Origin of the sequence: Croceicoccus hydrothermalis, from assembly GCF_022378335.1 — a bacterium.
Taxonomy (GTDB): Bacteria; Pseudomonadota; Alphaproteobacteria; order Sphingomonadales; family Sphingomonadaceae; genus Croceicoccus; species Croceicoccus hydrothermalis.
In genome coordinates this window covers 1-15,737 of record NZ_JAIQCI010000017.1, presented here as the reverse complement: position 1 = coordinate 15,737, position 15,737 = coordinate 1, and the positions used below count along the sequence as shown (strand labels likewise).

Sequence of the window (15,737 nt, the reverse complement as noted above, 5' to 3'; positions counted from 1 at the left end):
CGTTCCTTCGTCACTACGACGAGACCCAAATCCTCCTTAATCTACAACCGTAAATCTGTGCCATTGGTGCTGACGGCGAACAGGTCGGTAACCTTCGCACTTGTCGAACGCTTCCGGAGCAGTTCATCGACGATGGTTTCGATCAGAACTGCCTTGGCGTCTTCAAATCCTTGGAACAGCCATCCATTGAAGCGCACGCATAGGACACGATCCTTCTCCGCGAAGGCCTCTTCGACCATTGCCAAGATGCTTGATTTACCCGCACCCCAATCGCCGTGAACGCCCACACTCAGCGGTTCATCCGTCCTTTCGGCGACCAGTCTCACTACGGTACGGGCGATCGCCTCGTAGTAGAGCAAGTCTATTGCGGTTTCGTTGTCTGCGACAATCATTCAACAGTCTTTCAAATGGCACATGGAATTTTCAATTATTGCAAAAAGATCGAGAAATATTAGAGTTATAAATCGGTTTTTACAAAGACAATCCGAACAAATCTCCGTCCAAGAAGAAAATATCCGGTTGGAAAAGACGGCCTCGCCGTACCTAGCGCAAACATTTCCGAACAGTCAGAGCCGCCCCCTTTCGTTCCACATCCATAGGGGCATCGACACAGCAAACGTGTCTTCCCTGGCCGCCCCCCGAACTTGTTCTTCACGGTGAACAGCCAACGACAGATAGATTAGAGCGGCCCGTGCAAGTTTCAGTATATGCAAAGTCTTGGAATCAAGCTCTTCGCGCCCGATGCGGAAGCCAAGCCTCTGGCCGTTCTGGGCAGTAGCAAAGCTGCTGTAACCGATCCCCAAATCTTCGTGAACCTGACAGTACTTATGCTCCAGGTGATTGCGAAGGTCGGCCATGTCCTTCGCTTCAGGCTCGGCAACGTCCCGAAATGTCGGCTCGTAAAGGTCTTTTGAAAGCCAATATAGACCTCGTAGCGGCCAGTTCTCGCGTCCGTCGAAAACCGCGTTGAGCGGTTTGGGGTTCCCTTTACGTTCGAACCAGAGGCTTCGGAAACTTACCTCCCGCTCACCAAGCCCGACCTTGAAGTAGTCGTTTATGAAAAATGCGACTTTGTCGAACAGGGAGTATGCCATCCGGAAGGCCAGCTTGGTCTTCTCGGTTCCCAGCGAATAGGACGGTATGCTCAAAGGGTCATAGAGATGGGTGCCATTGTCGCTGAAATGTCCGCTCTGTTCGGTCAGTCCCTCATAGCAGAGCCAACGTGCTGAAACGAACTCCTGCTTCAACTGGTTATAGAAACCAAATGCGGAGGGTGGTTCTGCGCCGCCTTCATCGATCCCCAACGTCAACGAGGGCAAGTGCAGGACATCGTGGGCGGCGATGGTATAGTCGCCTAGGTCATTTAGTGGATTGAGGAAAAGGCGATGTTCCAGACACCAGGAACGATACTCTCGTTCGGCCCTTGACCGCCCCAAAGGAAATTCCCGCGCCAAGTCTGCCCGCGCATCGTCGATGTTCAACCGTTCAGAGGCACGCAGGGCCGCCTGCACAAATTGCGGCTTGTATGCATAGTTTTCAGGTGAATCGAAGACAGCATCTTCGCCGGACGCTGCGGAGAGGGAGTCATACGCGGACAACAGGAACAGGCCAAAATGCCCTCCGTCGTACAAAGCGTTCCCATAGTGGCCCAGCCCATATCCCCGATTGGCAAGGGCCATGGCGAATTTCGGGTTTATCGCGATCGCTCGACCCCAGTAGGAAAGTGCTTCTACTGGACGGCCAACGGCATTCAATTTGTTCCCAAGGTTGGTGAGAATCTGACACTGGCGGAACGGATCAATGTTCGCGAAGGCCTCATGGCCAACTGCGTGACGCAGTTCCAACAAGACATCCTGAAAGTGCGGGATATCCCACGCCCAGCTCTGTTTATCTCCCGCAAAGCCTATCCGGCTTTCAAAAGCGTTCGCGCGGAAATAGTGCAAGAGAACCAGCGACTTTCCGTCGAGAGTGTCCCGAGACCGCAAGTGCTCCGAGCAGGCGAGCGCGGCATCATTCAGAATTGCGTCATTGGTGTCCGCAGCGCGATCAACCATCTCGCCGAGACAAGCAAGCGCCTCGGCATCCGACAACCCGTCACATTCATCACATCCTGCCATTGCCTCAGAGTATTGCAGTATTTCCTAAGCATTTACGAGCCAATCTTAGCCGATCATTCAGAGCCCTATCTCAAATGGCTTGACCCGCTCCTTGGCTAGCTCTGATACCTTCTCTCCTTCAACGTGAGGGTCTTGCTTGGTCGCTTGGACCTGACCCACGCGCCGCCCCTTCTCCGCTGCCATACCAAGCCGCTCGGCTACTTCTGCTGCAGAAGTCTTTTCGCCCAGATTGGTCGAAATACCTCGGCCGATCTTCTCCCTGCTATCGACGATAAGCATGAATTCGTCTCGCAATCGCGTGATCGTGACTAGGAAATTGCGCTGCGAGAGCAGTCGCCGCTCGCGACTGTCTAGCACGGCAATGCCCTTATCTGCTGTGATGCCCTGCGCCATGTGAGCGTTGAGCGCGTAGGCGAGGTCGATCCGCTTCAGCATCGGATCGTTTGGCTTCAGTTTATGCTCCATACCGCTGGAGGTCGTGACCGTCACCCCTTCATGATCGATCGCTGTCACTATTGCCCTATCGGCATTTATCATTCCGCGCTTGTGGTCACTCGCCGTCCAACGGATGGCATCGCCGGTATAGAGACCGAGATCCTTCTTCTCGAACAGCTGCAATACTTGATCGCTGCCCTTCGCCGACAACCTCGCTGGCACGAAGCGGCGCAAATGCCCTTGCTCATTGTGAAGCGTAACAACACCCTTCTCGGTATCGACGGCGGCGACCTCATGGCTTCCTCGTCCGAGACCATGCCGCGACTGGCGGCTCGCCACTTCGAGCACCATTCCCGGTTGATAATTGCGCGCGTAGCGCAATTCCTCCCGTGTCGCGTTTACGCGGGATAGAACTGCAAGGCTTACGCTCGCCGGTCCGATTTCGCCATTGGCGGCGAGGCCAGTCTGGACTGCGGTATTGATCTCAGAGCGCAAGCGACGTCCAGCCGCAAAGATCGAAGTGCTTTCGCGCTCGGCAGGCGAAAGAGACAGCCAGCGTTCCGCCGCAAAGATCGCGCTGTCTTCTTGCACCTCGACAATGTGATCCTTGAGATGTTCGAGTGCATCACTGGTTTTGCCCAATTGCGCCGCCTGCTGCGCCTTCTTCAGGGTGTCGGAGCGGGCGCGAAGATTGTGGTCCATGCGTGCCGTTTCGGTCCCTGCGCGCTGCGCCAGAGCAAAGGGCTTGCCCGCTTCGACAGCTCCCAGTTGCTTTTCGTCTCCCATGAGTACGAGACGATCCACCTTGAGCAGATTGACAAGCCGGATCAGCCGGTCCTGGTCGCAGGTAGAAACCATTGAGGCTTCATCGAGAACCAGGACAGTGTCGCGATAGTCTTCGCGCGCAGCGGCGATCTCGGCTTTGCCTGCCGAGCCATCAAGCAGCTTGCGATTCTGCCCGAGAAAGCGATGCAGGGTCATCGACGGGATGCCGGTATCCTTCTCCAGCATGCGCACCAGTGTGTTCTGAACACCCAAGCCGATGACTCTCTTGCCGTGCTCTTCCAATAGCTGATTGAGGGGCCGCAACACGCTCGACTTACCCGCCCCCGCGACACCCTGGACTGCGACCACTCGATTGGTCGAAGACAGGATCAACCGGCCTGCTGCTTCCTGTCCGGTATTCAATTTCATGCCGTAGTTGATAGCTGCCGACGCCTGCAAGTACGGCCCGGCGGTCTGGGAATCGAGGATCGGACGAACTGCGCCGTTCCCCTTGTCGATCTCGGCCAGCATGCGGGTCTCAAGCGCCAACGCCTCTGATGTTGACAGCCACCCTTTCTGCGCGCCTCGCCCGCGCAACAGCGCGCCCTGCTGGGCAAGTTGCCCAATGCGCTTTTCGACGGACTTCATCGTTGTCGGCAGGCCGAAATCGAGCGCAGCCTTGGCAAGATCGGTCGCCGTGAACGCCGCCTCTCGTTCGGACAAATGCCGCACCGCCGATGCAACCGCGTGAGCCGTCGCAATCTCTTCCCGGCCTTTCATATGGAGCCGCTTGGGAATGAGCGGATCGCCCTCCTTGATGCCCATTCGCTCGGCGACGCTGGCGATCATTGCCTTGCCCCGTTCAAGTAAAGTGGGGCGATCATTTGCCCGCTTCGTTGCCGCTACAGTCAACTCGTGCGAATGCAGCTTGGCGTCGCGCACCATGCCTTCAAGGTCGAGCCTCTGATCCCAGGCCTGCCCCTCCCATTGGGCCATCAAGGCACCGCGATCGACATCGCTTTGTTTGGCCTTCCGGGTCGCCAGCGTCGCCACGACACCCGCCTCAAGTCCGCCGCCGCGTCGGGCTTCGAGCACCTCCTGCCGCCGCGTCGAGAAGGCCATCACCGCGTCACGGTCTATACCCTTGGCTTCGAAGTTACCGTGCTTTCCGAATGCGCCGATCCGGTAGCCAAGCTTCTCTACCTCGATCCGGAAACGCGCCATTGTCATGGCATTGAGCAAGGTATTGTGCTGCCACAGCTTGTCGTTGCGCAGCGCTCTCCACTTGCCATCCTTATCCTGCGTCATGTTGGCGACCACAGCGTGGAAGTGCAGGTTCGGTTCCTGGTTGCGGTTGGTGTCGTGCTGGAACAGCGCGACGGTCAGGTTATCGCTGGCATGAAGCCGTTCTTTGCCACCCTTCTCGGTGCGATACTGGGCCGCATTTTTCTCTGCCCATTGGAGCGTCTCGACAACCGCTGAACGGTACGCGTCAATGATCCGCTGATCCTTGCCGACGAGTGCCAGAAGCGACCAGCTTTTGGGCAGCGAAAAGGTCAGATCGGTCCCAGCACGATGGTACTGTCCCTGGTGCCCGATCCGTTCGCCATTGGGCAGATCGCCGCGCAGGATTGCCTCGAACGCTTTGGCATCGACCATGCCCGAAAGGACCAGCCGCTCGGCACCTTTGCCGACCCAGATTCCGGACCGGTCAGCGTCCGCCTTGGTGTAGTAATTGTCGTTGGCGAAGTAGTTGGCCGCACCGCCAGCCGAGCGCACATTGGCAACCGAAAGCATCGCTCAGCGCCCCGCACGCGTGGCTGCCTTGCGCTCGCGATATTCGCGAATGCGTCTTTGGTAAGCGACCACAATTCGGTCCCTCAACTCCTTGTCCTTGTGGGTTCGGAGCCAGCCATCGAGGGCGATCTTGGTGAACAGCAGATCGGCCAGGACTTGATCGCGGAACGCCTCGTCCCGGGGGTCGTCGAGCGCCTCGATGACGGTGAGCTTTAGCCACTGGCTGACGCTCATATGCGCTGCATCAGCAGCGGATTTAACAAGGGCATGAAGGTCTTCGTCGACATAGCATTGAAGGGCAAACCGCACGGCGTCACCTAACGTTTGGCCGCCCCTCCTCGGCCCAATGACCCCTCTGGACTGACATCAGTCTACGGCAGCGATCACCCTGTAGGAAAACGCTAATTTTCGACGTCAGATTAATAGCTTAGCGCCGAGCAACTCACATGTGAGTTGCGGATCGAGAAATGACATCAGATGGCATTACTTGGCGACGGATGGTCAAATAGCTGCGAAACCCGCAGAAATCCTCGCATCCCAAAAACCGGATCTCCGGGTACGGTGTGCCCTCCAATTTCCCATATTCCCCTGCGTGACCAGTCATTTTGCCGGTTCGTTCTGAAGCGGTTTTCCAACCACTTCCAGGAAGATCTCCGCGCCCGCGCGGCGCAGGAGCGATTGGAACTGAGGCCAATCTAAAGCACGGCAAAAGGCCCCGCTGGATCGTGCCAGCGAGGCCTTCGGGAGCGTCAGATTACGGTTGCGGTCAGGCGGCCTTTGCTGCCCCTCCTTCCTTCGCCCTCGCAAGGAATTCGACCTGTTCCGCGATGACCTCGCAGCCGTAGCGGGTCCGCCCCTCGGCGTCGGTCCAGCGGCTATAGTGGATGCGGCCTGCTACCATGATCATGGCACCCTTCGCGACATGCTCGGCGACGCTCTTCCCAATGCCATTGAAACAGGTGACCCGGTGCCATTCGGTCTCGGTCTGGCGGTTGCCTTCGATGTCCTTGAAGCTGCGCGTAGTAGCGAGCGACAGGCTGGTTATCGTGGCGCTGCCGGAAGTTTCCCGGACTTCGGGAGTGTTGCCGACAAAGCCGACCAGGGTGACGGTGTTCTTCATTGTTCGTGTCCTTTCGAGGCATTCGATCCGTCCAAGGGACCATCCCTTTGACTGAGCCCCGTTGAGGCCGGGCACGGGCAGGACTGCACCGAGCGTATGCGAGGGAAACCTCGCCCATCGGAGTGGTGCGGGCAGCCGCGCGAAGCGTGGCAACACGGTCCGAATGGGTGCGGGTTGCAGCGCCTGTCCGGGTTCGGTCAGGGGCGTGATCAGGTCATGAAAAGGGGATGGTTCTTGAAGGACGGAAGAACTCTGGGAGCCGAACAAGAGGCACCGCATCCCCTGCCTGTTTCCCTCCGGCAAATCCCTGTCCTGTCTTGTGAATCAGCCGCCTCTCGGCCAAGTATCGCGCCATGAATGCAGTAGAAATCGAAGAAGCAATTTCAGAACTGGCCGTCCAGCCGTTTGACCGGGCCGAGTTTCCATTCGCGTTTCTCGAAGCGTTCGGCCGCAAGGCTAACACGCTGAAGCAATTGCGGGCCGGGACAACCAATGCCTCGGACCTTCCCGGCGGTGTCCTCCAGCGCAACAATATCCATATCGCCACATGCGATCCGGGCGCGGTCGACGAGACGCTGAAGGCCCTGCGTGAAAGCCCCAAGACGGGCGCGGCGAAGGCCAAGTTCATCCTCGCCACGGACGGCACCGACTTGCAGGCGGAGGATCTGGTCAACGGCGAATCCGTCGCCTGCACCTATAGCGATTTCCCGAACCACTTCGGCGCATTCCTACCGCTCGCGGGCATCACCACTGTCAAGCAAATCCGCGAGAACAGCTTTGACATCCGCGCCACCAGCAAGCTCAACAAGCTCTATGTCGAACTGCTGAAAGAGAACCCCGACTGGGCCACGGCGGAACGCCGGCCCGACATGAACCACTTCATGGCGCGGCTGATCTTCTGCTTCTTCGCGGAGGATACCGACATCTTCAACGGAGAGGGCCTTTTCACCTCCACGGTCGAGCGGTTCAGCGACCGGGAAAGCTCTAACACGCACGAAATCATTTCCAACATCTTCCGCGCGATGGACACACCCACGCGGCACGAAGGGAAGCTGGACGATCGCTATCGCAAGGCGGCGAACATCCCGCCCCACGCCGATGCCTTTCCCTACGTAAACGGCGCGCTGTTTTCCGGCAGTGTGGAAGTTCCGCGCTTCAGCCGAATGGCGCGCAGCTATCTGCTGCATATCGGCGGACTGAACTGGAAACAGATCAACCCCGATATCTTCGGCAGCATGATCCAGGCGGTCGCCGATGACGAGGAGCGCGGTGCGCTCGGTATGCACTACACCAGCGTGCCGAACATTCTGAAGGTGCTGAACCCGCTGTTCCTGGACGACCTGCGCCAGCAACTGGAGGAAGCGGAAGACAACGGCCGCAAGCTGCTTAACCTGCGCAATCGAATGGCGAAGATCAGGGTGTTCGATCCGGCCTGCGGATCGGGCAATTTCCTCGTCATCGCCTACAAGCAGATGCGCGAGATCGAGGCCGAGATAAACAAGCGGCGCGGCGAAAGCGAGCGCGACAGCGACATCCCGCTCACCAACTTTCGCGGGATCGAACTGCGCGACTTCCCGGCAGAGATTGCCCGCCTCGCGCTGATCATCGCCGAGTTCCAGTGTGACGTGCTCTATCGCGGCCAGAAGGAAGCGCTGGCCGACTTCCTGCCGCTCGATAGTCAGAATTGGATCACTTGCGGGAATGCGCTCCGGATAGACTGGCTGACCATCTGTCGATCAACCGGGTCTTCAGTAAAACTTCGGGGCGATGATCTTTTCAATACGCCGTTAGATCAAGCAGAGATCGATTTCGAGAACGAGGGAGGCGAGACATATATCTGCGGCAACCCGCCTTATGTTTGGACCAATGATCAGAGCAAAGAACAAAAGGACGATCTGCGCCATCTTTTTGAAGCGCACACGCGTTCTTGGAAGTCGCTAAATTATGTCTCAGGATGGTTTCTGAAGCTCGTCCAGTACAACAGGGTAGCTGAAGCTACTGGTGCGTTTGTGGCGATCAATACTATTTGCCAAGGGCAGCACGCAATCCTACTTTGGCCAATCGTCCTTAAGGACGGCAATCGTATCGCCTTCGCACATACTGATTTTAAGTGGCAGAATTTAGCTGCAAACAACGCTGGCGTAACCGTGGTAATAGTCGGTTTGTCTCGGTCTACGTCAAACCAAGCAACGCTATTTTATGAGGAGGACGGGGACACAGTGGCGCTCTCGGCGTCGAAGATCGGTCCTTACTTAGTCCCCAACATAGATACCATAATACAAAAGCAAGGAGCGCAGATCTCCTCACTCGGCGAGATGCTCCGGGGGAACATGCCCTACGAGGGTGGGCATTTGCTCCTTTCAATGCAGGAAAGAGATTCGATTCTGTTGGAAAGTCCGGCGGCGAGTCCCTTCATCAGACGCATAAGTGGATCGAGCGAAATTATTGATGGGAAGCCAAAATATTGCGTCTGGATTGAGGACGCAGACCTGAAAAAGGCAATGGAAATCGAGCCGCTATCGGAGCGACTTGCGAAGGTTCGCACGTTGCGTGAAGGTAACAAAGATGATTCCATCAAAGCACTAGGAGCCACCCCGCACCGTTTCCGCGAAATGAATATCGCAGAAGCGGCGTTGGTAGCGATGCCCGCTGTTTCATCTGAGAAGCGCGACTATTTGCCGGTTGATTTGCTCGACTCACATCACACGATTACGAACCGGGCATATGGCATCTTTGACGGTGATCTGGTTGCCTTTTCGATCCTCGCGTCCCGACTGCAAATCGTTTGGGTTGGCACCGTTTGTGGCCGTCTCGAGCGGAGATACTCGTACACAAATACGCTTGGCTGGAATACCTTCCCCACACCCAAGCTGACTGCACAACACAAAGCCGACCTAACCCGCTGCGCCGAAGACATCCTCCTCGCCCGCGAGGCGCATTTCCCCAAGACCATCGCCGAGCTCTACGATCCGGAAAAGATGCCCGAAAACCTCCGCCACGCGCACGATCGCAACGACGAAGTCCTGGAACGCATCTACATCGGCCGCCGCTTCAAAAACGACACCGAACGCCTCGAAAAGCTGTTCGAACTCTACACCAAATTGACCAGCGCTAAGGCCGCTTAAAGCATGGCGACTTGACGCGTCGGATAGGGGGATTTGATGGATTGGTTGGCAACGGAAATCGGTAAGCTGAGTTTACTCGGCATATATGGGCTGATCGCAGGTGCTGCTGGCAGCCTGCTATCCGGCTACATCTTTCCAAAATGGCTGCAAAAGCAGAAGTCTGAGCTAGAGGTCGAGGCCGAACAATTGCGCTTCAAGCTGAAGCGCCAGGAGTTGATGTTCGAACGCGAACTGAAAGCAGCCGAGGACTTCTTTCGCTTATATGACAAGATTTTGGGCCTGCCGCGCGTGCCAGACGCAGATTGGTCCGAGGGCCAGCTCATTATCGCCGAGAAATTCTATGGACTGGAGAGCCAGCTGACCAAGTTTCTCAACAAGCATGAAGTTGCGATAAGCGAACGCTCCTCAAAATCGCTCGCCTCTGCGAGACATATTGCCAACCAAGGGTCTTTTGACGTGGCTCAAGAGACTTCCGAGGGTGAATATGAGCCGGGACAATACCCCGGCCAGATCGTTCAAAAGGCTGTCGATGAATTTTGGGAGCGCATTGAGGAGGCCCGCAAACAAATCCGCGAGGATCTTTCGAACGGGTCGCTGGCTAACCCGAGCAAGAGTTAGCCGGGTTTCGAGCCGCTGAGTCGGAGCGCAAGCAAAAGCAAAATATTGACTTTGGAGCGAAACAGAGCATATATCTCATTTGAGATACAGGAGATGGTATGAACGCCCATAGCTCAATGATTCATGTCCGGATGGACAATGATCTGAAAGACCGCGCGACCGAGGCGCTGGCGGCGATGGGTCTGTCGACCGCCGATGCCGTGCGCCTGCTGTTCCACCGTATCGCCACCGATCAGGCCTTTCCGCTCGAGCTCAAGGTTCCCAATGCGGAAACCCGTGCGGCGATGGAAGAGGCGGACGAGTTCTTCAAGAATGGCGGCACGCCCCGCTTCGACAATGCTGACGAAATGTTCGCCGAGCTCGAGGAAAAGAGCAAAGCCCTGCGCGAGGCCGGAAAACCGAAGTCTTGAAGAAAGCGGCTGCGAGCAAGCGCACCGCGCTGCCCCGGACGATTGGCTATGCGAAGTCGTTCCTGAAAGACTTCGAACGTCTGTCGCGTTCGGGCCGATACGATATGAAAAAGCTCAAGCAGGTCATGCTGTTGCTTATCGCCAATGACGCGCCACTTGGCCCCGAGTGGAAGGACCACGCGCTCAAGGGCGAATGGCAGGGTCACCGCGAATGCCATGTCGGTGGCGATTTTCTGCTGATCTACCGCGTTGAAGACATTCCGGCACCCGGCGGCGGCATATTCTTCACCCGCGCCGGAACACACAGTGAGCTTTTCAAATGAGCGCCAAGGATCAGATCATTCCCGCCGTGTCGTTCACGACTGCCCAGACCGGCGCGTCGGCCAAGTCGGACGAGCTGGGCATGCGCCCGATGCAGGCACAAGCCTATGAAAAGCGCGGCGAGCAATATCTGCTGATCAAGTCCCCGCCTGCCTCGGGCAAATCGCGCGCGCTCATGTTCATCGCACTCCACAAGCTGGCGCACCAGAATGTCCGACAAGCCATCATCTGCGTCCCCGAACGCTCGATCGGCGCGAGTTTCAACAGCGAACCACTGAGCAAATACGGTTTCTTCACCGACTGGAACGTCGCTCCGCAATGGAACCTGTGCAACACGCCCGGAGCAGATGATCCAAAGGTCGCGAAGTCCAAGGTGAAGGCCGTCGGCGAATTCCTTGCGAGCGACGAAAAGGTGCTCGTCTGCACTCATGCGACGTTCCGCTTCGCCTTCGACGAGCTTGGGCCGGAAGCGTTCGATAACCGCCTGGTCGCGATCGACGAGTTCCACCACGTCTCCGCCGATGCGGGCAACCGTCTCGGCGCGCAGCTTGCGCAGTTGATCGGACGCGACAAGGCGCATGTCGTGGCGATGACGGGCAGCTATTTCCGTGGCGATGCCATTCCCGTCCTTGCGCCAGAAGACGAAGCCAAGTTCGAGACGGTCACCTACACCTACTACCAGCAGCTCAATGGCTACGAGTATTTGAAGACGCTCGATATCGGCTACAGCTTCTATACCGGGCCTTACACCGAGAAGATTTCGGCGCTGCTCGATCCAACGGTGAAGACCATAGTCCACATCCCATCGGTCAATTCGCGCGAGAGCCTTAAGGACAAGCATCGCGAGGCCGAGGACATCATGAACCACCTCGGCGACTGGCAGGGTATCGATCCCGAGACAGGGTTCCACCTGATCAAGACGGCTGTCGGAAACGTGATCAAGGTGGCTGATCTGGTCGACGACGATTCCGCCAAGCGCGACCGCGTCGCCGCAGCCCTGAAATCACCCGATGCGCGATCGGATCGCGACTTTGTCGACATCATCATCGCGCTGGGCATGGCGAAGGAAGGCTTCGACTGGATCTGGTGCGAACACGCCCTGACTGTCGGCTATCGCTCCAGCCTGACTGAAATCATCCAGATCATCGGGCGCGCAACCCGTGACGCACCCGGCAAGACCCGCGCTCGCTTCACCAATCTGATCGCCGAACCGGCCGCGGACAGCCCGCTCGTCGTCGACGCGATCAACGATTACCTCAAGGCGATTGCGGCCAGCTTGCTAATGGAGCAGGTGCTCGCACCGCGCTTCGACTTCACCCCAAAAGACGCTGGTCCGAAGCCGGACTTTGACTATGGGCCGGGTGGATACAAGGAAGGTGAGACCAATTTTGGCGTGAACGATCACGGCCAGATGCATTTCGAGATCAAGGGTCTCAAACTGCCCAAAAGCGTCGAGGCAACGCGTATCTGCCGCGAGGATCTCAACGAGGTCATTGCGACCTTTGTGCAGGACAAGGCAGTCGTCGAACGCGGTGTATTCGATCCCGACGTGGTTCCAGAAGAACTGACCCAACTCAAGATGGGCAAGATCATTCGGGAAAAGTACCCCGAATTGAGCGAACACGATCAGGAAGCGGTCCGCCAGCAGGCGGTTGCTGCGATGACTCTGACCCAGCAAGCCAAGGCTGTGCTGACAAGCGATGGTGACGGCGAGATCAAGGCAAATACCGCCTTCATCGAAGGTGTGCGCAGGTTCGCGCTCAGCGTGACGGAACTCGACATCGATCTTATCGACCGGGTCAATCCGTTCGAGGCAACGATTGCGGTCTTGGCCAAGTCTATGGATGCAAAGACCCTGTTGCAGGTTCAGGCGGTCATCAACGCAAAGAAGGACAAACTGACCTACGAAGATGCGCGCGCACTTGCTGAGCGCGCGCTGGAATTCAAGCGCGAGCGCGGACGGCTGCCGTCGCTGACTTCTCAAGATGCGTGGGAACGCAAGATGGCCGAAGGCATCGCTTTCCTCCAACGCCATGCCACCAAAGAGGCCAGCAATGGCTGAATTGAGTGACCTCGAACTGCTGGCCGAGCTTGGTGTCGAAACAGCGCCCGAGCCGGTTCGAAAGCTGACCCCGCTTCAGGAACGCATCATAGCGGGATTCGAGGATATCCAGCGTTTCGTCAAAGAGCATGGACGGCTCCCCAGGCATGGGGAGGATCATGACATCTTCGAGAGGCTCTACGCTGTCCGCCTTGAGAGGCTGCGCGCTCTTCCCGAGGCGCAAGAGCTCCTGGCAAGCATGGACCCCGACGGCATTCTGGATGCAGTCGAGCCGTTAGGGAAACCATCGGACGAATTGGACGACACAGCACTTCTGGCAGAACTTGGAATCCAACCGGGCTCCGAAGATGATATTACAAAGCTGCGGCATGTGAGTTCTCGGGCCGAGAAGAGAGCGGCTGAAGAAATCGCCAACCGTGAAAGGTGCGAGGATTTCGAAGAGTTCAAGCCGCTGTTCGAGGCGGTTCAGGTCGATCTGAAGGCCGGTAGCAGACAGGCCAAAGCGCTCGGCAATTCCGAGGTCACGCTGGCCGAAATCCAGCCGGGTAATTTTTTCATCGTCGGCGGGCAACTCGCATACATCGCCGCCTCGACCGACGCCTTTACGACTCAGTATGAACGGGCTGATCGCCGTGTCCGAGTCATTTATGACAATGCAACCGAGGCGACGATCCTTTCACGCTCATTCCAGAAGTCGCTATATCTGGACGAGTCCGCTAGGCGCGTGAGCGAGCAAAGCGCAGGACCGCTTTTTGGAGACACCGCTGAGCCCGACGATCTGGAGAGCGGCACTATCTACGTACTCCGCAGCAAATCGTCGCATCCCTATGTCAACGAGCATCGCGAGCTGATCCATAAGATAGGCGTTACAGGGCAGCCGGTCCTCAGCCGGATTGCCAACGCGCGTAACGATCCGACTTTCATGCTCGCGGATGTCGAAGTCGTGGCCGAGTACAAGCTCTTCAACATCAACCGGACCAAGCTCGAACGGCTGATCCATCGTGCGCTCGGGCCTGCCCGCCTTGATCTTTCAGCAGGCGATCGATTTGGCAAAACTGTCCAGCCGCGCGAGTGGTTCCTTGTCCCGCTTTCGATCATCAACGAATTGGTAGCGCGGATCAGTGACGGTACTGTCACGCAGCACGTATACGACCCCGCAAGGGCGGAGTTCGTTGCCCAAGATGACGTCTGACTTGTGGTTGGATGCATTCAGGCGAAGTTAGCTCATGGCACGTCAGTTCACCCGCTCCGAGTTGTACGAGCTCGTCTGGTCCAAGCCAATGACGCACTTGGCAAAGGAATTCGGTCTTTCTGACGTCGCCTTGCACAAGATTTGCCGCAAGCACGATGTACCCAACCCTCCGCTGGGATGGTGGGCAAAACATGCTGCGGGCCAGAAGGTCAAACGAACGCCGCTACCCAAGCTGAAGTCGGGCATTTCCGACACGATCAACATCGCTGGCGGAGAACTACGCAACGAACCCGATTCCGTCGCGCAAATCCGCGAAGAGGCCCGCCTTCGGGCCTCGGCGTTCGATCCCAAAAAGGTCGATCAGGAACATTCCATCGTAACGCGATCGATGGCCAAGTTGCGCAAGGCTAAGCCTGACGAACGAGGATTGGTGAGACTCGCGCAGTCCGGCTTGATCGACGCGGAGTTAGCGCCGGATTCAATCGATCGGATCGAACTATCGCTCAACCGAATAGTCACAGCAGCAAAGGTCCAAGGCTTTCAACTCAGCGGCAAGGCTGAACGCGCCGCGTTCACGGACGGAAACGTGATTGTCCCCTTTAATCTAAAGGAAGCAGTTAAGCGATCGCAGCACGAGCCTACGCCCGAGGAATTGGCGAAGGAAGAGAAGGAACGACAACGGCGTGGACGGCGCTGGGCACGGAACGATTGGGATTACGTCCCGAGCTTTTCCGCATTTAGCCATTGGCCAGAATGGGATTACGCACCGACCGGCAAGATATCGTTCGAGTTCGATCTCTATCTGCGATACTCGTCGGCTCTTCGCCGCTCCTTCAAGGATGCCAAGATCCAGCGCGTGGAAAACATGGCGAACGATATCGCCGTTGGTCTTGCCGTTCTGGCCGCTGCCAAGCGTGAGGATGACAGAAGGGCCGAAGAAGACCGCATCCGTGCGGAAGAAGAGGCACATCGGCGCAACGAGGCTCGACGACTAGCCTATATCGAAGACCGGCGGCTCAAGGTGCTTGAACTCGTATTCGAGCGGGTTGAGAAACGCGATCGGCTGCGCCGCCTAGCCAGCCAACTAACTGAGGAACTCAAAGCCACGTCCTCGCCGCGTTCCACCGAGTTTCTTGACTGGCTCAATGCAATCGTCGAGCGAGCCGAGCGGACTTCAAGTGTCGAAGGGTTCGAGGCTCTGTTCGAGGCTGAACACGTGTTTGGACTGGACGATGATAAGGGCTTTTACCCTTCGCGCTATGGCTGGTAACCAACCCCCACGATCTCAGGATGTCCGCTTGCATCCACTCGAAAGTGTGGGTCTGAGTGTGGGTCTGGGGAACTCTGAAATCTCCATATCGATCTGATATCAAATTGTTATTTCAGATATAGGTCGGACTCCGTCTCCGCCATCGCTTTCCTGTAAATCTTCAAGCCGGACGGCGTTTGATGGCTGCGCCGGCGCTGAAGCGATGCCCATTTGCCGCACTGTTCGTGCAGGTCGTGCCGCTTGATCGGAGTATCCTCTTCAGCAAACGTCCTGCTGTTTGCGATATTGTAGCCGTACAGCGCGGGTCGCCCCCGCTACGGCGTACCCTGCAAACCGGCGGATTTTGCGGGCGGCACAGGGCTCGAAAGCGCCCCGTCATTCATCATGACAACGGATAATCCGCGTTCTTCCTATGGTGAAGTGTATCCATCCGGTGAGGACCGCGGCGCGATAGCTACACGCCCTATTTTGTGATGATGCGCTTTGCGGCGGCGTTGCGTTTGGC

12 protein-coding genes are annotated in these 15,737 nt (G+C 57.3%); 7 read left to right on the top strand and 5 right to left on the bottom strand.

Annotation, left to right across the window (positions count from 1 at the left end):
* Positions 1 to 41 precede the first annotated feature (41 nt).
* The 5 genes from K4G67_RS10885 to K4G67_RS10865 all read right to left on the bottom strand — a co-directional run bounded on the left by K4G67_RS10885 (position 42) and on the right by K4G67_RS10865 (position 6,234).
* Positions 42 to 392 carry a KAP family P-loop NTPase fold protein gene (locus tag K4G67_RS10885; RefSeq protein ID WP_239806399.1) on the bottom strand — a complete coding sequence of 117 codons (351 nt, stop codon included), beginning with the start codon at positions 390 to 392 and terminating at the stop codon, positions 42 to 44.
* Between the two features lie 174 nt (positions 393 to 566).
* Positions 567 to 2,090, bottom strand: coding sequence for an LA2681 family HEPN domain-containing protein (locus K4G67_RS10880; RefSeq protein ID WP_239806398.1), 1,524 nt, complete (start codon positions 2,088 to 2,090; stop codon positions 567 to 569).
* A gap of 84 nt (positions 2,091 to 2,174) precedes the next feature.
* A complete protein-coding gene (mobF, locus tag K4G67_RS10875) occupies positions 2,175 to 5,114 on the bottom strand; it encodes a MobF family relaxase (RefSeq protein ID WP_239806397.1) in 2,940 nt (979 codons plus the stop codon).
* A 3-nt stretch (positions 5,115 to 5,117) separates the two neighbouring features.
* The gene (locus tag K4G67_RS10870) at positions 5,118 to 5,348 is read right to left on the bottom strand and encodes a hypothetical protein (RefSeq protein WP_239806396.1); all 231 of its coding nucleotides are present in this window, start codon (positions 5,346 to 5,348) and stop codon (positions 5,118 to 5,120) included.
* A 532-nt stretch (positions 5,349 to 5,880) separates the two neighbouring features.
* Complete coding sequence (locus K4G67_RS10865; RefSeq protein ID WP_239806395.1) at positions 5,881 to 6,234, bottom strand: single-stranded DNA-binding protein; 354 nt, start codon at positions 6,232 to 6,234, stop codon at positions 5,881 to 5,883.
* 353 nt (positions 6,235 to 6,587) lie between these two features.
* Between K4G67_RS10865 and K4G67_RS10860 the strand changes: the two genes are divergently transcribed.
* From K4G67_RS10860 to K4G67_RS10830, 7 genes are all read left to right on the top strand, one after another.
* Positions 6,588 to 9,359, top strand: a complete 2,772-nt coding sequence (locus K4G67_RS10860; RefSeq protein WP_239806394.1) for a class I SAM-dependent DNA methyltransferase — start codon at positions 6,588 to 6,590, stop codon at positions 9,357 to 9,359.
* Positions 9,360 to 9,395: 36 nt separating this feature from the next.
* Positions 9,396 to 9,977, top strand: a complete 582-nt coding sequence (locus K4G67_RS10855; protein WP_239806393.1) for a hypothetical protein — start codon at positions 9,396 to 9,398, stop codon at positions 9,975 to 9,977.
* Positions 9,978 to 10,075: 98 nt separating this feature from the next.
* Positions 10,076 to 10,387, top strand: a complete 312-nt coding sequence (locus K4G67_RS10850) for a type II toxin-antitoxin system RelB/DinJ family antitoxin (protein ID WP_239806392.1) — start codon at positions 10,076 to 10,078, stop codon at positions 10,385 to 10,387.
* Positions 10,384 to 10,710 (top strand): type II toxin-antitoxin system YafQ family toxin, encoded by a 327-nt coding sequence (locus tag K4G67_RS10845; RefSeq protein WP_142787205.1) that lies wholly within the window; start codon positions 10,384 to 10,386, stop codon positions 10,708 to 10,710. Before K4G67_RS10850 ends, K4G67_RS10845 begins: the two co-directional genes overlap by 4 nt.
* Positions 10,707 to 12,770, top strand: a complete 2,064-nt coding sequence (locus tag K4G67_RS10840) for a DEAD/DEAH box helicase (RefSeq protein ID WP_239806391.1) — start codon at positions 10,707 to 10,709, stop codon at positions 12,768 to 12,770. Before K4G67_RS10845 ends, K4G67_RS10840 begins: the two co-directional genes overlap by 4 nt.
* Positions 12,763 to 13,962, top strand: coding sequence for a GIY-YIG nuclease family protein (locus tag K4G67_RS10835; protein WP_239806390.1), 1,200 nt, complete (start codon positions 12,763 to 12,765; stop codon positions 13,960 to 13,962). Before K4G67_RS10840 ends, K4G67_RS10835 begins: the two co-directional genes overlap by 8 nt.
* Positions 13,963 to 13,996: 34 nt before the next feature.
* A complete protein-coding gene (locus K4G67_RS10830; protein ID WP_239806389.1) occupies positions 13,997 to 15,232 on the top strand; it encodes a hypothetical protein in 1,236 nt (411 codons plus the stop codon).
* Positions 15,233 to 15,737: the final 505 nt, after the last annotated feature.